The organism is Streptococcus mitis, assembly GCF_905187495.1.
Classification (GTDB): Bacteria; Bacillota; Bacilli; order Lactobacillales; family Streptococcaceae; genus Streptococcus; species Streptococcus mitis_CU.
Genome location: NZ_CAJJIB010000001.1, coordinates 173,046 through 191,725, shown reverse-complemented (window position 1 = coordinate 191,725; position 18,680 = coordinate 173,046). Strand labels below are relative to the sequence as shown.

The window sequence follows — 18,680 nt, the reverse complement described above, 5'->3', positions numbered from 1 at the left end:
AATCAACGTTCTCACTAGTTTTCAGAAAATAAAATTTCAACTAATTTCAATCAATTGCATCAAAATAAGGTAAATTTTCGTCAAAAATAAGTAAAAATCGAACCAGAATATCAAAAATTTACCTTATTTGGTTTTTACCGACAGAAGTCAAGCAGATATTCACTACTCGTCAGTTATGACGAAAAATATTGATTTAAAGTGATTTTTGAAATTTAGAATTTCGATGTGTTACTGTAAAAATCAACCAAATGACTACATTTTGTGAGAAATAAATTTATAAGTTAATATATACAAAATCTCTTTTATCAATTTTAGAAAATGAATACTTTGATAACCTGTTCAAATTTTATAAAGAAATTCAATTATTATTGAGAGATTTAAATTCATTAAAACTAATAATTTCAAATGGAAATTCCACAAAGTTTGATTTTATTAGTTTATTTGTAATGAAATATGATTTTAATGAGTATCTCTCTTCTAATCCGATATTTCTACAAATTACATCTAGATTCTCTTCAAAATACTCTACTCGTCGTTTGAACTTTAGTCCTTTGGCCTTTCCCCCAAAAAAGTATTCTTTTTGATCACCCATACTATCTTTCATAGTCTGACTTAAACGCATATATTTAACTTCAAATAATACTATTTCTTTCAGCTTATTATCTATCACAATTAGGTCGTAATCTCCTAAATTTCTAGGATGATTTCCTTTAATATCTAATTTATATAATTCTTGATCAATATGAGTAACGTACCTATTATCTTTAAATAAGTCCTTAAGATTTTGGACTATCTGTTGCTCGTAAAATTTTTTCCAACTATTTATTGTATTTAGCGTATTTTGCATACCAATATCATATGGTAAAATGAAGTTCATCATTCCCTCTGTCCAATCTTTTGCCAATCTATCAAGAATAATAGGTGAAAAAATAATGCTATTATGATTAACAATAATAGGTTTAGCAGAAAATTTATTATCTCTTTTCTTTTTCTCCCATATTGGAATTATTCCATTAGTAGTAATTTTCTTCTTTTCTATAACTAAGAATTTCAAAACACCATAGAAGATTTCAATTGAATAGTCCGAATTCTCTTCAAAATATTTAGCCAAATCTTCTATTTTACCTGTTACAACATTTCCTTTTACAGTCAATAATTTTTGATTTTTTAATTTTAAAATATGACTATTACTTGAAAATATTGAGAGGAAACAAATAAAAGAATCAAAATCAACTTTCGTATCTTGAAAGAACGATTTCTTAACCAGACCAATTTTATCATTGTCAATTTCCTTATCTCTACTTGCGTATTCACCATATTTATACTTGATTTCTATCATCTCATCAACAAATTGTAAGTACTTTTCAGTTTCTGAAATATCTACAACATAATTATCTTCAATCTCTAACTGAAACCAATTGCTAGCACCATACGAATAGGCATCAGAAAGAAGTTGAAAATCTAATATGTATTTCCCATAAGCAATCAATTCATCAACAATATCATCACTTGGAATTAATGCATCATCATCCCTTTCTGTTACTAAATTTTCTTCAATAAGATATTCTAATATTGGTTTATAAACACGGGCCTCTTCACGTAAACCAATCGTTTGTTCTCGAAATTTATTTAATTTAACAGTTTGAAGATTTCCGTTATCTGAAAAGGTAGTTAATCTTCTGCGATGGATATCAATATTAAAAATAATTAAAGATAATATATTTTGTAGTTTAAGTATCAAGTCATACTGATTATACAATGACATCATAGAAACTAAGTCTTCGCGTATTTTATTTCTAAAACATCTTACGATAGCAACTATGTCTGATTCACAATATATACCTGACTCTAATCCAAGTTCTTTAATGATGTTAGCAATACTTTTCCTGACTCTTTTAAAAGAATAGTTTTTAGGAACTGAGAATTCTAAATGAGGCTGAATAAAATATTCAACCCTAACTTCAAATAAGCTTGACGTTCGTTTCTCATTGTCTGTTTCTTTAATTTTTTCAAACAACAAAACTCTATCCTTAAAAAGGAAACCGTCTAGTAAATTTATTAGAATTGTATTTTCAAATTCCAATGTTGATTTGGAAAGATTATCAGCGAATATTTTATTCCATCTAGGAGCTAATAAAGTTATCTGATATTTGGAATTTTTAACAAAAACTATTTTATTAAAATAGTTTGTTTCTTGTATCGGACATCTAGAATTAGCATTTCTATCAAGAACAGACTTAGATACTAAATTAATCTCCATAGTTTCTTTTTCATAGTTTGATAAAATTGCTTCTTTATTATGATATAAAGCATTTAAAACAATTTCGTTAAAAGATTTTATTTGTTCATAATCATAGATATTTATATCTTCTAAAATAAAATGTAACTCCCGATATATAATTTTTTTATGATTCTCTGAAAATATATCAATTGATCCAAGATGAGCTTTTGAAATAAGTGATAAATCAGTTTGTTCCCTATCAACTATTTTCCAACCATGAATATTATAAAACTCTCCCCCTATTTCAAATGGATAGTTTAACACCATTTTATCAAACGTTTCCATATTAGAATGAACACTTTCATAGGGTAAGAAAGACATAGTTACATTCAAAGCTCCATCATTAATCATCTGATTTGACGATTGCCACATTCGAAATAAAGCATCTCCATTGGAGAAAGACATAATTCTATCTTGATTATTGTTATAAGCTATAAAAAAATCAACAATTTCTTTTATTGAATTCGCATTGTTAATTATTCCTATAATACTACTTGCATTTAATTCATATTCATCATCATCTCCAAATAGGAATGTTTTAGTGATATTTGGAGATATACTCTTGGTGTCAACTCCAACAAAAATAATATTGCTCTGGGACTTAAACTCAAATCCTCTAACTTCTCCATCTTGACAAAGACCTGCTATCTGGTAAGTATTATCAATAATTCCTTTTTTTAAGTGATCTGAAATTTTATTTTGACTTGGCTCTAAAACAATTAATCTATCTTCATTTAAAAATGCTAATGTATTTTTAAAATCAATCTTTTCTTTAGCCTCTTTGTTGATTAACCACAGATTATAAAATGAATTTCCTTCTCGTTCAAAGAATTTTGTAAAATTACAATTTAGTCTTCTCCAGAAACTTAACCAAACAAATTCTTCAAATTTTGATTCCTCTATTTCACTTTCTATTTTCTCCATAAAGCAATCTTTCATAACCGGCAAAAATATGGGGAAGTTATTAACAGGAGTAAATAATGAATATAACTCAGTATTAGCACTTTTGAATGATTTGAAATACTGAGCAAGTTTATTATCATAAAAAAGCTCATAATTATGATAAATGAAATTAAAATAACTCTCAGGTGGACATTCAAAGTTTTCTTGAGTAAACTCACTTTTAAATGGTTCTAAGGATGAAATAATTAAATCTTCATATTCAAGTATCTCATACCATATTTCTTTGAATTGCTTAAAATCCTGCACTAAAGATTCTATTACAAAGGAAGTTTCATAAGTATCTTCATTGCCATTTCCTATAAATATTTTATGAAATCTATCATTTGAATAGAATCTTACATTTCCAGTATCAATAGGAAAATCTTCTTTTGGGTATTCAGGTATATAATTATCAATTACTTTTTTATAAAAATCTACATACTTGACATATGAATCAATTTTAATGGTCCCTAAAATCCTACTTTCATTATCAATAAAATCACTATTCAATTTATCTACTATTCCTAAAAATCTCCTATTTGGAAACCATGAAGTAATAGAATAAATAGCTTTAGACAAAGATTCAAGATCATATTCTAATAAAAAAGAGTTACTCATTTGACTTTCCTCATATTCTCTTTGTATAGATTTTAAATCTAAATATAGTACTATTATTATATCATTTATTGTTATGAAAATAAATTGATTTTTATTTATAATAGGTCTCAAACTAAAGTAAATCTAGAGGAAATACTTATAAACAATTTAGTCTTATATTATAGCATATTTGTCAGAATATAATTTATAGTGAGGAAAATAATAAAATTACTCATCAATATCAATAAAAATCATTAAATAGCTCAGATAATCTAGAAATCTACTTTTATAGATGTTCAAACGAATTCAGGGAATCTCAGGGAAATTTTCAGAGAAATTCCTGATTTTCAGATAAAAAAAGACATCCAAGAGAAAATTCTTGAATGTCTGTAAACGTTGATATAATCGTTTTGATTAACGTTTTGAGAATTGTGATGCTTTACGAGCTTTCTTAAGACCTGGTTTCTTACGTTCAACTTTACGTGAGTCACGTGTAAGAAGTCCTGCGCGTTTCAATGAATCGCGGAAGTCTGGGTCTACTTGAAGAAGGGCACGAGCGATACCGTGACGGATAGCTCCTGATTGACCTGCATATCCACCACCTACAACGTTAACGAAAACGTCGTATGAACCTGCAGTTGAAGTAACTGCGAATGGTTGGTTGATTACAAGACGAAGGTCAGCGTGTGGGATGTACTCTTCAACATCTTTTTTGTTAACAGTGATTTTACCAGTTCCTGGAACAAGGCGAACGCGTGCAACAGCGTTTTTACGACGTCCAGTACCTGCATATTGTGCTTGTGACATACTTTATTGTTCCTTTCCTTAGATAAGTCCTGAAATATCAAGAACTTCTGGTTGTTGTGCAGCGTGAGTGTGCTCAGCTCCAACAAATACTTTCAACTTCATACCTTGAGCGCGTCCAAGTGTATTGTGTGGAAGCATACCTTTAACTGATTTCTCGATCAAACGTACTGCATTTTTAGAACGAAGTTCACCTGCAGAGATTTGTTTCAATCCACCTGGGTGGTTTGAGTGAGTGTAGTAGATTTTATCAGTTGCTTTTTTACCAGTCAATTTAACTTTTTCAGCATTGATAACAATCACAAAGTCACCTGTATCAGTGTGTGGTGTAAATGTTGGTTTGTTCTTTCCGCGAAGTACGCTAGCAACTACTGCAGAAAGACGTCCAAGTGGCACATCAGTTGCGTCAACTACGTACCATTTACGTTCAACTTGGCCTGGTTTAGCCATAAATGTTGTTTTGTTCATGATTTCTCCTATATATAGTTCGATTTTTGTTTACGGTGATGGGTGTTCCTTCCCATCGAAAAGTATTTGGAAGGTTCCGGGGCCTTTCAAATGGGGTAAACAATACCGCCTACTATAATACCAAATTTCACCCCTAAAAGTCAATAGATATGAAAAATATTTTTCTGAATTCCACTCTTTTTATCTCTAAAAAACCTCGCTTTCGCGAGGCTCTTCTATTTATAAGATAAGGCACGTTTAAAGGTTTTCCAAGGACCTAAATCATCTGTTTGCAGAACGAGGCTAGCATACATACGTCCGATAAAGACTGTTGCCGTTACTGCAAAAGCAATCGTAATAGCAAGCGAAATCCAAGCTTCTAATCCATTTGCATAACCATTAATAGCTCTAAACGGCATGAAGAAAGTCGAAATAAAGGGAATATATGAACCAATCTTCAAGATGAGATTGTCACCAGCTGCACCTAGAGCTGTCACTCCAAAAAAACCACCTATAATCAAAATCATCAAAGGCGACAAGGCTTTTCCTGAGTCCTCAGGACGAGAAACCATAGAACCTAGGAAGGCTGCTAAAACAACGTACATAAAGAGGCTAACCAAGACAAACAATAAGGTGTTGAGCGAGAAAGCCTCTCCTATATGGTTTAAAATACCAGATTGTGCCAAGATTGGTAGGTCTTTAAAGAGAAGAATGGCAGCAAGTCCACCCACGACGTAAATGCCAATATGGGTCAAAATCACAAGAAGCAGAGCTAGCATGCGAGCGTAGAAATAATGACTAGCTCGGATACTAGAGAAGACCACCTCCATAATTTTGGTTCCTTTCTCGCTAGCCACTTCCTGAGCAGTGACACTAGCATAGGTAATCAAAATCATATAAAGGAAGAAACCAAGCCCTGCGGCCGCAAAGGTTTGAATCATTTTTTTATTTTCCTTGGATTCATCAATTTTCTCCGTAAAGTTAACTGTTTGTTCCAAGCGTTTTTCCTGTTCTTGTGACAAATTGGCTGCCGAACGATTGAGTTGGTATTGCAGTTCGTTGAGCTTATTGGTTACTGCTAGCTTGATGCCTGTTTCAAGAGAAGTTTCACCATGATAGACGGCCTTGAGGACACTGTCCTCTTGGTCAATGGTTAGGTATCCCTTGATTTTCTCATCTTTGATAGCAGCTTGGGCACTGGCTTCATCCTGATAATCAAAATTGAGACCATTGCTACCCTTGAGCCCATCTTCCACAGATGGCACAGTTGTTACTACTGCTATCTTACTATTCTTGGCCATAGAAGACCCTTGGAGATAACCAATTCCTACAGATAAGGCTAAAAAGAGGAACGGCGAAATCACCATAAAGAAGAAACTCCACGATTTGACATGTCGAAGATAGGTTTCCTTGATTACAACCCACATATTTCTCATACTTCCACCCCTGATTCTAGTTTAAAGATTTCATCGATTGTTGGCGCTTGCTGGTCAAAGGTTGCGATATATTGCCCTTGAGTCAAGATTGGGAAAAGTTCCCTTCCAGCACTCTCATCCTCTAAGATCAATTTCCAACTGCCTTGCTTGGTCAAGCTCACCTGTTTGACATGAGGAAGTTTTTCCAATTCTTCCTTGCTTCGTTCACTTGAAACAAAGAGACGCGTTTTCCCGTATTGGTTGCGGACATCCTGAACTGGTCCATGCAAGACCACACGACCATCTCGAATCATCAAAATATCATCACAAAGTTCCTCGACATTGGTCATGACATGATCAGAAAAGATAATGGTTGCCCCACGTTCTTTTTCTTGAAAAATGACTTGCTTGAGCAATTCTGTATTGACTGGGTCCAATCCACTGAAAGGCTCATCCAAGATAATCAAGTCTGGTTCATGAATCAGAGTAATGATGAGCTGAATCTTCTGTTGATTTCCTTTTGACAGACTCTTGATTTTATCTGTCAGCTTCCCTTTCACTTCCAACCTCTTCATCCATTGAGGGAGTTTTTCCTTGATTTCCTTAGCATCCATGCCCTTTAGAGTCGCCAAATAACGAACTTGTTCAAGGACTGTCAATTTAGGCATGAGACTGCGTTCTTCAGGTAGATAGCCAATCCGAGCGTAGGTCTCCTGACGAATATCCTGACCATCCAGACTAATTTCTCCTTGATATTCTAAAAACTTCAAAATACTGTGGAAAATCGTTGTTTTCCCAGCACCGTTTTTCCCGACTAATCCCAAAATACGACCTGGTCGCGCTTGAAAGTCAATACCAAACAAAACTTGCTTGGGTCCAAAACTTTTCTCTAGACTTCTTACTTCTAGCATCTTTCACCTCCGAAATGTCTTGCACTCATTATACTCCTTTTTGATAGCCTTTACAATGATTTTTGTCCATTTTATCATCCTCATTTTAGTAAAAAATCTTAGGGTACTTTGAGTTATGAATACATTATACACTGGTAAACTCCAATTTATCTTCTCTGTTCCTCAACTGTCTATTTTTGATCCTGAATTGTTATTTGAAAAGCAAAAATCCACCCCGAAGGATGGATTGATAAGTTAACGCATTTCTGCATTGACTTTTTCTTCAAGAGACGCTTGGATTTTTTCCATGTAGCGTGCGACTTCTTCGTCCGTTAAGCTGTCTTCTGGATTTTGGAAGGTCAAGCTATAGGCCATTGACTTCATACCAAGTCCCAATTTTTCACCTGAGAAGACGTCAAAGAGTTTGATATCTGTCAAACGTTTCACGCCGGCAGCTTGGATAGCGTCCACAACTTCTTGGTGAGTCACTTCTGCCTTAAGGAGAAGGGCAACGTCACGGCTAACTGCTGGGAATTTGGTGATTTCCACAAATGGAGTAGCAGGTTGAAGGACCACTTCGATTGCTGAAAGGTTGAGCTCAGCTACATACGTTTCTGGAATATCGTAAGCCTTAGCAGTGACTGGATGCACTTGGCCAAGGAAACCAAGAACTTGGTCACCGAGTAAAATCATAGCTGTACGTCCTGGGTGGAGGCTAGCGATTTCAGATGTTGCCGTATAGGTTACTTGGAGGCCCAAACGAGCAAAGAGGGCCTCAAGGATTCCTTTAGCATAGAAGAAATCAACTGGAACTGCTGCTGTTTGGAAATCTTTTTCAGCAACCAAGCCTGTCAAGGCAAAGGCAAAGCTATTAATCTCATTTGGAAGTTCTTCTTTTGGATTGCCTGTTTGTTCAAAGACTTTTCCGATCTCGTAAAGGGCCAAGTTTTTGTTCTTACGAGCCACGTTGTAGGCAACAGTATCAAGAATACCTGAGATCATATTTTGACGGAGGACAGAACGGTCCACTGTCATTGGCCACATGAGTTCAGTAAGGTTACTTGGTTGAGCCGTAAACTCAACTGCTTTTTCAGGCGTTGTCAGAGCGTAGGTGATGATTTCTGTCAAACCTGCCCCTTCAGCAATGGTACGAACTTGACGGCGGAGTTTTTGTGTCGCAGTCAATTCACCAGCTGTTCCATCATCTTTTGGAAGACTAGTTGGCAAGCGGTCATAGCCATAGATACGAGCGATTTCTTCAAAGAGGTCTGCCTCGATAGTGATATCCCAGCGACGACGTGGGACGCTGACTGTAAAGCTGTCTGCATTGCCAGAAAGACCAAAGCCAAGACGACGGAAGACGTCTTCTACATCAGCGTATGAAAGCTCAGTTCCGAGGACACGGTTAACATCAGCAAGAGTTGAAGAAACTTCCACATCAGAAGTATCAAGTTCGCCCGCTGAAACGATACCTTTACGCACCGTCGCACCTGCAAGCTCTGCAATCATGCTAGCTGCCGCATCAAGAGCTTCGTTAACAGTTGCCACATTGATACCTTTTTCAAAGCGAGAAGATGACTCAGAACGAAGGTTGAGACGACCGCTTGTCTTACGGATAGATTTGCCATTGAATACTGCCGCTTCAAGGACAACACGACTAGACTTTTCAGAGATTTCTGTAGTTTGTCCACCCATGACACCTGCAAGAGCTACTGGTTTGTCTGCGACAGTGATGACTAGGTCATTCACGTCCAAGTCACGTTCTTCACCATCCAAGGTCACCAATTTTTCACCAGCACGCGCTTCACGTACACGGATGTCACTCCCTTCAAAGGTATCCAAGTCAAAGGCGTGCATTGGTTGACCAAAGTAGAGAAGGATGTAGTTGGTCACGTCCACTACATTATTGATTGGACGGATTCCTTCATTCATAAGAAGATTTTGCAACCATTGTGGACTTGGTGCGATGGTCACATTGTCCAAGATACGAGCTGCATAGTAAGGCGCCTTGTCTGTCTCAATACCCACAGAAAGAGCATCTGCTGCAGCTTGGTCAGTTTCTGAAAGAGTAAATTCTTTAAAGTTGACTGCCTTATCATAGATAGCTGCTACTTCGTGAGCCACTCCACGCATAGAAAGGGCATCCGCACGATTGGGTGTGATAGAAAGTTCGATGATTTCATCATCCAAGTCTAGATATGAGAAGACTTCCTCACCTGGAACGGCATTTTCTGGCAAGATTTGGATGCCATCTGCAAATTCCTTAGGTACAACTGAGTCAGAAATTCCCAGTTCACCAAGCGAACAGATCATTCCAAGTGACTCTAAACCACGGATTTTTCCTTTTTTGATTTTGTAATTGTCAGCGATACGAGCTCCTGGAAGAGCCACCATAACCTTGATACCAGCACGCACATTCGGTGCACCACAGACGATTTGACGGGCTTCTTCTTCGCCAACGTTAACCTGACAAACATGGAGGTGAGTTTCTGGCACATCTTCGCAAGACAAGACCTCACCGACGACAATTTTTGAGAGACCAGCAGCAGGTGATTCGACACCTTCTACCTCGATCCCTGTAGTTGACATTTTTTCAGCCAACTCTTGTGATGGCACATCAATGTCCACCAATTCTTTTAACCATTTATAAGATACAAGCATAATTTAGTTTTCCAGAATGACAGTTGCCACTCTGGTTCTTTTCCTTTCCTATCATTTCAATAGAAGAATCCTCTTCTTACCTTAATTTCTTTTTCAGTAACCAATCTGTATCTACTTTTTGACCAACCATAAAATGATGTTGGCTAAATTTTTCAAAACCATATCGATTATAAAACGCTTGAGCTTTTGTATTATGCTCCCAAACACCTAGCCAAGCCCAGGAAAAACCATTTTTTTCGGCAAGTTCCAGAGCGAATTCAAACAGTTGCTTACCGAATCCAAATCCTTGGAATTTTTGTAGCACATAGAGGCGTTGAATTTCAAAAGCATCCTCTAATTCTCTCTCAGTCTGAGCACTTCCCCAGTTGACTTTGAGAAAACCAGCTATCTCCTCTTCATGCATAATGAAATAGGTTTCGGATTCTGGATTTTCCAACTCAGTTGACAAAACTCTCAGACTATAAGACTCTTCAAAGTATTCCTGTAACTGCTCTTCCGTATTATCATGAGCAAATGTTTCACTAAAGGTTTGTTTGGCAATTTTGGACAACACCCCAACATCTGCCTTTTCTACTTTTCTAATCATTATTTAAACTGTTCTGAGAAGCGGACATCTCCTTGGTAGAATCCACGGATATCGTTGATTCCGTAACGGAGCATAGCTACACGCTCTTGACCAAGACCAAAGGCAAATCCAGAGTAAACTGTCGCATCGATACCACTCATTTCAAGGACACGTGGGTGAACCATACCGGCCCCCATAATTTCGATCCAACCTGTTTTCTTACATACGTTACAGCCTTCTCCACCACACTTGAAGCAAGAAACATCCACCTCAACAGATGGCTCTGTGAATGGGAAGTAGGATGGACGCAGACGGATTTGACGCTCTTCACCGAACATTTTTTGGACAATCAACTGCAGGGTTCCTTGAAGATCTGCCATAGAAATGTTCTTCCCAACAACCAAGCCTTCGATTTGGTGGAACTGGTGACTGTGAGTCGCATCGTCCGTATCACGACGGAACACACGCCCTGGCGAGATCATCTTCAAAGGACCTTTAGAAAAATCATGGGCATCCATAGCACGCGCCTGAACTGGAGACGTGTGGGTACGGAGCAAGATTTCTTCAGTGATATAGAAAGTATCCTGCATATCGCGAGCTGGGTGGTCTTTGGGAAGGTTCATACGCTCAAAGTTATAGTAGTCTTGCTCCACTTCAAAACCATCCACGACTTGGTAACCCATACCAATGAAAATATCTTCGATTTCTTCACTGGTTTGTGTCAAAACGTGGCGGTGACCCGTCGCAACAGGGCGACCTGGAAGTGTCACATCGATACTCTCGCTAGCCAGTTGAGCTGCGACTTTCTTTTCTTCCAATAGTTTAGCTGTTTCTTCAAAGGCTGCTGTCAAGACATCACGAGCTTCATTGACGTGTTTCCCGATAATCGGACGCATCTCAGCAGAGACATCTTTCATCCCTTTGAGGATTTCAGTAAGTGAACCCTTTTTCCCAAGGACAGAAACACGCAAATCTTGCATCTCTTTTTTATTTTCAGCAGTAATCTGCTTCAAGCTAGCCAGCGTTTCTTCACGAAGCGCTTTTAATTGTTCTTCAATAGTTGACATAATTCCTCCATCAGTCTCTCGTAGATAAAAAGAAAACCACATGCCAAAAACTCCACTCGGAGCGTTGACACGCGGTACCATCCGTTTTTATCTGACAAGTCAGACCTTCATTTCTAAATCCATGCACAAGTGAATTCACCCAGCTTTCATATAGAGAGCTTGCAGTCACGGCTCTCCTCCCTGATATACTTCCCTTGAGTTACTAGTCTTGCAGATTTCTATTCAATTACTACATAGTTTATCAGATTTTGAGTTAAAAAACAAGTTAGATTAGATTAATTTCAATACAAAACTCATTCCTTTTTCTGTTGCTCCATTTTCCACAAATCCAAGCGACTTGAAACACCTCCTAGAAGCATGATTGTAGGTGTAGATTTCCTTGACTCTCAATTCTTTCCATCCTTTTACTCGAGCCAATTCAATCAAAGCACTTAGAATCTTTTTTCCAAGTCCTCGATGTTGGTAAGCGGAATTCCCAATCACAATGGGGAGATTATCCTGAGATAGTGTAACATCCCCAATTGGAAACCATTCTCCCTTCTCCTTGACTTCAATCCAAAAAAGTTCACCATGCTGATCCAAATGGGAATACATAGCTTCCAAAGTTTCTTGACTATAAGGTTTCTTCACACCATCTACGAGGTGAACTAAGTTCACATCCTGATACCAAGCAAAAGCTTCTTCACAATGATTGACCTTATAATAAGGAACAAGACGCAGTGCATTATCTATTTGTAAAATCCGTTTCATCTGCTTTCCTTTTCCACAAAATAGTTGCTGCTTGATTAAAACCATCACACCAGTTATACCATTTTGCTTCATACTCATCTTGAGCTAAGATATGATTTTTTAAATCCAGAACAGAGTAAATCATTCTTTCCTCACAAGCTTGCGCATAGAGATGATATAGTTCATCACCACCATCTCTATCCCACTCAGCAGAAATCGTATCCCGACCTGCCAATAAAGCCTGATAAGCCCTGTGATGTCCATCTGTAATCAACAAGCAATTTCCAAAGGCAAGAATACTGATTGGATCGACTTGGATTGTTTCTGCCGACTGGTAAAGCATCTGAATATCTTGCAACTTCTTTTCTGATAAGTATAGTTGAGTCGGATGAAGATCTGCTATATTGACTTTCATTTCTTTCTCCTCAAAGGAATTTGATACTCACTTCTGCTTGCCTTTAAATCGCCATTGGAATCGGAGCTTGTCATAGAAGGGAAACTCGATAAACAGGACTCCCAAGCCCACACAGAGACTGGCAAGGACATCTGATGGATAGTGAACTCCCAGATAGACCCTTGATACCAGCACACTGACTAGGTAGAGACCAAGGACGATTTGTACGATTTTTCTCCAGACTGGATTTTTCATCCGTTGACTGAGAATGATAATCAGAGAACCGACCATCAAGGTTACAGCCAGAGAATGGCCACTTGGAAAGGAAAATCCCTTCTCCTCAACCAAGTGTAAAATAGCTGGTCGTGGGCGCTGGTAAATATTTTTAAAGGTCACGATTAAAAGACCTGCCAAAGCCAGATTTCCCAGCATGAAGAAACTTTCTACCTTCCACCGCTTACGATAAAAGACAAAAGCTGTAATGACAACCCAAGTGATAATCACTGGAATATCAATCAAGCGTGTGATGGCCCTAAAAAGAATAGTCAAGTAATCTGGCAAGTCTCCTCGAACGGCAGTCTGTATCGGTTGGTCAAAACCGACCAGCGTTTCAGGGTAAAATTTGACCATGTAGCCAAGAATAACGAAAAGTAAAAGGGCAAAACTGCCCTTCATTAAAAATGTTTGTTTATCTCTCATAATGTTTTAAGGTTGGTTTCAAGAGAACATACAACAACCAGAATGAAACGGAAAAGATTACACCCTCAATCAAGTTAAAAGGTAATACCATGGTCATTAGGTAGTTGGAAAGTCCCAAAATTTTTCCAATATCAAAGTTAGCAAACTTAGCGTACAAAGGAACAGCATAAACATAATTGAGAACCAACATAGCCACGGTTAAACCAATAGTCCCAGCTAGAGAGCCTAGTAGGAAACGAAGGGTTGTCCGTTCCTTTTTCCAAATCAAAGCAAATACGATGACAAAAACTCCCAAAGCTACGATATTCATTGGCAAACCAATGTAAGTATTCACTCCCTGACTGTTAAGAAGCAGTTTCAAGAGTGAGCGAAGCAAGAGAACTCCTAGAGCAGCAGGCAAATCCATGACCACTAAGCCCACAAGGACTGGCAAGATACTAAATTCGATCTTGAGGAAGGACGCCGCTGGTAAAAGCGGAAAGTCAAAGTACATCAGCACAAATGAGATGGCTGATAAAATCGCAATGGTCGAAAGTCGACGTGTGTTTGTCATAACAGGTTCCTCCAATTTTCTATAAAATCAGAAGAAGTTAGAAAGGATTCCTCTATCTATTCTCACTTTTTATATCCCAAATCTTTCCTCTTACTCTATTAAAGAAAATTAAAGCAAGCGGTTACAGTTTAGCTATAAATCTATCAGAACAGACAAAGCTATTCTTTCGTCTTCTCCCATCCAGACTATACTGTCGGTTGTGGAATCTCACCACATCAGCTTGCGCTCGCGGACTTCTTTAAAGAGAAGGAAATAGAGATTTTTCTTTTAGACTAGGCGACAAGCTGTAGGCATAACTTCTGGTTAGGCAAAGCTTGTCAACAAAGTATAAAAGGAAAAGATCATTTCCTAGTTAAAGTCACCGCCGGTCGGGAATCACACCCTGCCCTGAAGACTCTTTTATCATAACAAAAAACGCTTGCAAGCGCAAGCATTTTGTTCATTTTCATTTTTTATTTCAATTTATCCACTTCATAGGTATGAACAAGCTCAAGACCTGCAAAATTCTGCTGGCGAAGAGCCTCATAGACAATCATGCAGACGGTATTAGACACATTGAGACTGCGGACATGTTCATCATTCATAGGAATACGGAGAGCTTTCTCAGGATGTTCTCGCATAAAGTCCTCCGGCAAGCCCTTATCTTCACGTCCAAAGAGAAAATAATGGTCTTCGTCAGTCGATAAATCCACCTCAGAATAGACTTTTTCCGCGAATTTCGAAATTAGATAGAGTTTTCCCTTCATCTGAGACATGAAATCCTCCAAATTCTCGTAAAAATAAATCTCTAGCTTATCCCAATAATCCAATCCAGCTCGCTTCATCTTGCGGTCGTCAATAGGAAAGCCCATGGGCTTGATGATATGGAGGGGAGAATTGGTCGCAGCGCAAGTACGCGCGATATTGCCTGTATTTTGTGGAATTTGTGGTTCAAATAATACAATGTGATTTGTCATGACTTGCTTCCTTTCACCATTGCAAAAAAATAGCCACACTGCTCGGAGTCAAGCTCAGCAAACAGCGTGGTTAAGGCATCGTTAACTTACCTCACAACAGGTTTGAAGTAAATCAGCGAAACTACTTTCTTAGTATAACACTTTCAGAATCATTGTCAATAGAAACGACTTGATTTTTTCAATTTTTTCAAGCTATTTCCTGGGGTTTCTAGGAGAAAATTCTTAAATATCTGCAAAAATTGCTTACTCTTTTATACCTATCTGTGGACTGGGAATGATGATATTATGACCTCGTTATCTCAAATACTGCTGTATGAAGCCACTCATTATGAATTTGTAAGTCATTTTCTATAACCCTACTAAAGATGAAGCCATTTTTTAAAAGCACCCTCTGAGAGGCTAGATTACCTGTTGCCGTTCCTGCAATGATTCTATTGAGACCATAAGTCGTGAAGGCTTTTTCTAAAACGAGTTTAACCGCTTCGCTGGCATAACCTAAATTGCTAACATTTTCCCCAATCCTATACCCAATCTCTGCTGTTTTTCGATTATTCTCTAAAACACTTAAATTAATTCTTCCGACCATAACGCCTTGCGAATCTCTGATAATATGCATGTAGATATCCCGATTCGTTTGTTCCGTTAACAATTCCCTCGTAATTTCTTTAAAACCTTCTAAATCAAAATAGTTAGCTGGTCTAGGAGATAAATTTCGTTCAAAATACTCTCGATTCTCTTTTTCAAAAAAATAGACGTCTAAACTATTTTCTTCCGACAACATCTCTAAACTGATCATTACAAATCCTCTCCCATCATTATCTACATTCAAATTTTCTCATGTTTACACAAAGTGAAATTAACACGATTTAAATTAAGCACTTTTACTATTTTATATCGTCTCTACATTGTGACACTGAACTTAGTTGAAAATGATTATATTTGAATAACTTTGATTTTGTAGTGTAAATTCTACTATAAAGTAGACAAACTAATTCATATTTTGTCAAAAAGTTTTAAGCATACAATTATTAACTTTATTTCTCATACAATCTATCAATAAAAAGTTATAGAATAATTTCTCTTTACTTCTCTAATGAAAACTTTGACAATACTATTTCCAAGGGTTGTAAAATCGTCCGTGATTTTGCAAGATAAGTAGTAAACTAGCTACTAAAAACAAGGCTGCCAAAAGCAAGGTAAGATAGTCTCCTTTTTTCAAGGCCTGATAACTATACCAAGTGCGCTTTTTCTCTTTTCCAAAGCGCCGAAGCTCCATGGCGGTCGCGATGGTATCAATCCGTTCTAGCGAGCTAAAAATCAAGGGAGTGATAATGCGCAGATTGCCTTTGATTCGTTTCATAAGAGAAGCTTTCTTGGATAATTCCATCCCACGCGCCTCCTGAGACATCTTGATAGTAAAGAATTCTTCCTGCAAATCTGGAACATAGCGCAAGGTCAGGCTGACTGAATAGGCAATCTTGTAAGGCACACCGATTTGATTTAAACTGGAAGCAAACTGACTAGGGTGGGTTGTCATCAAAAAGATAATAGCCAGAGGAATGGTGCAAAGGTACTTAATGGCCAGATTTAGCAGATAAAAGAGCTCTTGACTGGTCAGAGTGTAGGCACCGATTCCCTGCCAAATCACACTTCTCTCTCCGTAAAGTCCAACCCCATACTCGGGAGAAAAGAGATAGACCATCAAGACATTCAAAATAGCAAATACCGTCGCAAAAACTGCCACAAAAGAAACATCTTTAAAACGGATTTCTGACAAATAGAGGAGAAAGACAGAAAAGATAGCAATCAGAACAAGCAGTCTGGTATCATAGCTAATCATGGCCGCCAATGACACGAGGATGAAAAAGAGGAGTTTACCAGCGCCTGACAAGCGATGAATCACAGTATCTCTATGCTGGTAACCAATTAATTTAGCTTGCATCCTTCTCTCCTTTCTTTGTAAAATGCCGTTAAAGCAAGTGGATCCACGTCTAGTTTCTTGGCCAAGTTAAAAATAGAGGTTTCTTTTAGATTGGCTTTTACTAACAGCTCAGGATTGCTCAACAGACTAGCTGGATCAGTATCGGCAATCAATTCCCCATCCACCATGACAAGAGCTCGGTCTGAATAATCCAGCATCAATTGCATATCATGCGTAATCATAACAATGGTATGACCTTTTTGATGCAACTCTTCGAGAAATTCCATAATCTCAGTATAGTTCTTCTGGTCTTGACCTGCAGTTGGTTCATCTAAGAGGATAATTTCAGCTCCTAAAACCAAAATCGAGGCAATAGTGACACGTTTTTTCTGTCCAAACGAAAGGGCAGAAATGGGCCAATTACGAAATTCATAGAGACCACAGATTTTCAAGGTTTCATAAACTCTCGTTTCAATTTCCTGCTCGCCCACACCTCGCAAACGAAGTCCCAGAGCCACCTCATCAAAAATCATGTTGGTCGAAATCATTTGATTGGGATTTTGCAGCACATAGCCTACTCGTTCCGCCCGTTCTGCAACAGAATCTCCTTTTATATCCTGCTCTTCCCAAAGATAGCGGCCTTCAGTCTGGATAAAGCTACTTATGGCCTTGGCTAGGGTTGATTTCCCTGCTCCATTTTTCCCGACAATGGCAATCTTTTCGCCCTTTTTAATATCCAGATAAATGGATTTTAAAATCGGTCTATCATCATAAGAAAAAGACAAATCCTCTAATTTAAAGAGTGACTGCAATTCTACGGTTTCTTTTGCCAGTTCATTCTGCAACTGAACCTGACCTTTTGAGATAGACAAGTTATCCAGATCTGCTAATTGTTCTTCCTTGACTAAATCCACACCCAATTGACGGAGAGTGGTTAGATAAAGGGGTTCCCGAATTCCATTGTATGTCAATAAATCAGTCGCTAGTAACTGATCAGGGCTCCCATTAAATAGGATATGACCATCATTAATCAAGACAATCCGATCCACAGGGCGATGCAGAACATCCTCCAAACGGTGCTCGATAATAAGAGTCGTCGTCCCCTCTTCCTTATGAATCTGGTCAATCAATTCGATAATATCCTGACCTGACTTGGGATCCAGATTGGCGAGTGGCTCATCAAACAAAAGAATCGGACTCTCATCAATCAAGACACCAGCTAGACTAACTCGCTGCTTTTGTCCACCAGACAAATCCTGAGGTCTCTGAGCTAGTAAATCAAGAAGGTCCAGCTTTTCAGCCCATTTATGAACACGATTTTTCATCTCATCTAGTGCTGTTACATCATTTTCTAGAGCAAAAGCCAAGTCCTCTGCCACGGATAACCCGATAAACTGCCCATCTGTATCCTGCAAAACTGTGCTGACTAGATGAGATTTATCATAGATGCTCATATCAAAGGCTGCTTGCCCCTTGATCAAAAATTCTCCAGACATCTGACCCTTGTAAATATTGGGAATAATCCCATTCAAACATTGACCCAAGGTCGACTTACCTGACCCAGATGGCCCAACAATTAAGACTTTCTCTCCCTTATAAATGGTCAAGTCCACTCCTTGCAAGGTTGGTTCTTGTTGCGTTTCATACTGGAAAGAGAAATCCTTCCACTCAATTATAGCTTCTTTCATCTTACTCTCTTCATTCGCTTCTTCTACTCAATGAAAATCAAAGAGCAAACCAAGAAGCTAGCTGTAGGTTG

Annotated in this window: 16 protein-coding genes and 1 riboswitch; all 16 genes read right to left on the bottom strand. The window is 37.8% G+C overall.

Translation table 11 applies throughout. The annotated features are described in order from the left end of the window. Positions 1–358 precede the first annotated feature (358 nt). The 16 genes from JQ843_RS00930 to JQ843_RS00855 all read right to left on the bottom strand — a co-directional run bounded on the left by JQ843_RS00930 (position 359) and on the right by JQ843_RS00855 (position 18,609). The gene (locus tag JQ843_RS00930) at positions 359–3,841 is read right to left on the bottom strand and encodes a hypothetical protein (protein ID WP_203212646.1); all 3,483 of its coding nucleotides are present in this window, start codon (positions 3,839–3,841) and stop codon (positions 359–361) included. A 393-nt stretch (positions 3,842–4,234) separates the two neighbouring features. Continuing rightward, complete coding sequence (gene rpsI, locus JQ843_RS00925) at positions 4,235–4,627, bottom strand: 30S ribosomal protein S9 (protein ID WP_000075964.1); 393 nt, start codon at positions 4,625–4,627, stop codon at positions 4,235–4,237. 18 nt (positions 4,628–4,645) lie between these two features. Continuing rightward, positions 4,646–5,092, bottom strand: coding sequence for a 50S ribosomal protein L13 (rplM, locus tag JQ843_RS00920; protein ID WP_001044624.1), 447 nt, complete (start codon positions 5,090–5,092; stop codon positions 4,646–4,648). 215 nt (positions 5,093–5,307) lie between these two features. After that, entirely contained in the window at positions 5,308–6,507 is a 1,200-nt protein-coding gene (locus tag JQ843_RS00915) for an ABC transporter permease (RefSeq protein WP_049500837.1), read from the bottom strand. Further along, the gene (locus JQ843_RS00910; RefSeq protein WP_000895279.1) at positions 6,504–7,397 is read right to left on the bottom strand and encodes an ABC transporter ATP-binding protein; all 894 of its coding nucleotides are present in this window, start codon (positions 7,395–7,397) and stop codon (positions 6,504–6,506) included. Before JQ843_RS00910 ends, JQ843_RS00915 begins: the two co-directional genes overlap by 4 nt. A 234-nt stretch (positions 7,398–7,631) precedes the next feature. Continuing rightward, entirely contained in the window at positions 7,632–10,037 is a 2,406-nt protein-coding gene (pheT, locus tag JQ843_RS00905; RefSeq protein ID WP_203212645.1) for a phenylalanine--tRNA ligase subunit beta, read from the bottom strand. A gap of 76 nt (positions 10,038–10,113) precedes the next feature. Next, positions 10,114–10,623, bottom strand: a complete 510-nt coding sequence (locus JQ843_RS00900; RefSeq protein WP_045612288.1) for a GNAT family N-acetyltransferase — start codon at positions 10,621–10,623, stop codon at positions 10,114–10,116. Continuing rightward, on the bottom strand, positions 10,623–11,669 hold the full coding sequence (gene pheS / locus JQ843_RS00895; protein WP_031237702.1) for a phenylalanine--tRNA ligase subunit alpha: 1,047 nt from the start codon (positions 11,667–11,669) through the stop codon (positions 10,623–10,625). Before pheS ends, JQ843_RS00900 begins: the two co-directional genes overlap by 1 nt. A 270-nt stretch (positions 11,670–11,939) precedes the next feature. Beyond that, positions 11,940–12,389, bottom strand: coding sequence for a GNAT family N-acetyltransferase (locus tag JQ843_RS00890; RefSeq protein ID WP_025171450.1), 450 nt, complete (start codon positions 12,387–12,389; stop codon positions 11,940–11,942). Between the two features lie 4 nt (positions 12,390–12,393). Beyond that, positions 12,394–12,813: a chromosome partitioning protein ParB gene (locus JQ843_RS00885; RefSeq protein WP_000867300.1), complete on the bottom strand. Its 420-nt coding sequence runs from the start codon at positions 12,811–12,813 to the stop codon at positions 12,394–12,396. Positions 12,814–12,840: 27 nt separating this feature from the next. After that, the gene (locus JQ843_RS00880; RefSeq protein WP_024056908.1) at positions 12,841–13,491 is read right to left on the bottom strand and encodes a phosphatase PAP2 family protein; all 651 of its coding nucleotides are present in this window, start codon (positions 13,489–13,491) and stop codon (positions 12,841–12,843) included. Then, complete coding sequence (locus tag JQ843_RS00875; protein WP_000185834.1) at positions 13,481–14,044, bottom strand: ECF transporter S component; 564 nt, start codon at positions 14,042–14,044, stop codon at positions 13,481–13,483. Before JQ843_RS00875 ends, JQ843_RS00880 begins: the two co-directional genes overlap by 11 nt. 164 nt (positions 14,045–14,208) lie before the next feature. Next, a riboswitch (FMN riboswitch) is annotated at positions 14,209–14,443 on the bottom strand. Positions 14,444–14,496: 53 nt separating this feature from the next. After that, positions 14,497–15,000 carry a tRNA (cytidine(34)-2'-O)-methyltransferase gene (locus JQ843_RS00870; RefSeq protein WP_203212644.1) on the bottom strand — a complete coding sequence of 168 codons (504 nt, stop codon included), beginning with the start codon at positions 14,998–15,000 and terminating at the stop codon, positions 14,497–14,499. A gap of 283 nt (positions 15,001–15,283) precedes the next feature. Continuing rightward, the gene (locus JQ843_RS00865) at positions 15,284–15,796 is read right to left on the bottom strand and encodes a GNAT family N-acetyltransferase (protein ID WP_203212643.1); all 513 of its coding nucleotides are present in this window, start codon (positions 15,794–15,796) and stop codon (positions 15,284–15,286) included. A gap of 315 nt (positions 15,797–16,111) precedes the next feature. Next, the gene (locus JQ843_RS00860) at positions 16,112–16,942 is read right to left on the bottom strand and encodes an energy-coupling factor transporter transmembrane component T family protein (protein WP_203212642.1); all 831 of its coding nucleotides are present in this window, start codon (positions 16,940–16,942) and stop codon (positions 16,112–16,114) included. Further along, positions 16,927–18,609, bottom strand: coding sequence for an ABC transporter ATP-binding protein (locus JQ843_RS00855; protein ID WP_203212641.1), 1,683 nt, complete (start codon positions 18,607–18,609; stop codon positions 16,927–16,929). Before JQ843_RS00855 ends, JQ843_RS00860 begins: the two co-directional genes overlap by 16 nt. Positions 18,610–18,680: the final 71 nt, after the last annotated feature.

Bases quoted from the DNA above. Each gene is read 5' to 3' on its own strand.
- rplM (WP_001044624.1), bottom strand. From the start codon at position 5,092: ATGAACAAAACAACATTTATGGCTAAACCAGGCCAAGTTGAACGTAAA.
- JQ843_RS00875 (WP_000185834.1), bottom strand. From the start codon at position 14,044: ATGACAAACACACGTCGACTTTCGACCATTGCGATTTTATCAGCCATC.
- JQ843_RS00860 (WP_203212642.1), bottom strand. From the start codon at position 16,942: ATGCAAGCTAAATTAATTGGTTACCAGCATAGAGATACTGTGATTCAT.
- JQ843_RS00915 (WP_049500837.1), bottom strand. From the start codon at position 6,507: ATGAGAAATATGTGGGTTGTAATCAAGGAAACCTATCTTCGACATGTC.
- JQ843_RS00870 (WP_203212644.1), bottom strand. From the start codon at position 15,000: ATGACAAATCACATTGTATTATTTGAACCACAAATTCCACAAAATACA.
- pheT (WP_203212645.1), bottom strand. From the start codon at position 10,037: ATGCTTGTATCTTATAAATGGTTAAAAGAATTGGTGGACATTGATGTG.
- JQ843_RS00880 (WP_024056908.1), bottom strand. From the start codon at position 13,491: ATGAGAGATAAACAAACATTTTTAATGAAGGGCAGTTTTGCCCTTTTA.
- JQ843_RS00900 (WP_045612288.1), bottom strand. From the start codon at position 10,623: ATGATTAGAAAAGTAGAAAAGGCAGATGTTGGGGTGTTGTCCAAAATT.
- rpsI (WP_000075964.1), bottom strand. From the start codon at position 4,627: ATGTCACAAGCACAATATGCAGGTACTGGACGTCGTAAAAACGCTGTT.
- JQ843_RS00930 (WP_203212646.1), bottom strand. From the start codon at position 3,841: ATGAGTAACTCTTTTTTATTAGAATATGATCTTGAATCTTTGTCTAAA.
- JQ843_RS00885 (WP_000867300.1), bottom strand. From the start codon at position 12,813: ATGAAAGTCAATATAGCAGATCTTCATCCGACTCAACTATACTTATCA.
- JQ843_RS00865 (WP_203212643.1), bottom strand. From the start codon at position 15,796: ATGATCAGTTTAGAGATGTTGTCGGAAGAAAATAGTTTAGACGTCTAT.
- pheS (WP_031237702.1), bottom strand. From the start codon at position 11,669: ATGTCAACTATTGAAGAACAATTAAAAGCGCTTCGTGAAGAAACGCTG.
- JQ843_RS00855 (WP_203212641.1), bottom strand. From the start codon at position 18,609: ATGAAAGAAGCTATAATTGAGTGGAAGGATTTCTCTTTCCAGTATGAA.
- JQ843_RS00910 (WP_000895279.1), bottom strand. From the start codon at position 7,397: ATGCTAGAAGTAAGAAGTCTAGAGAAAAGTTTTGGACCCAAGCAAGTT.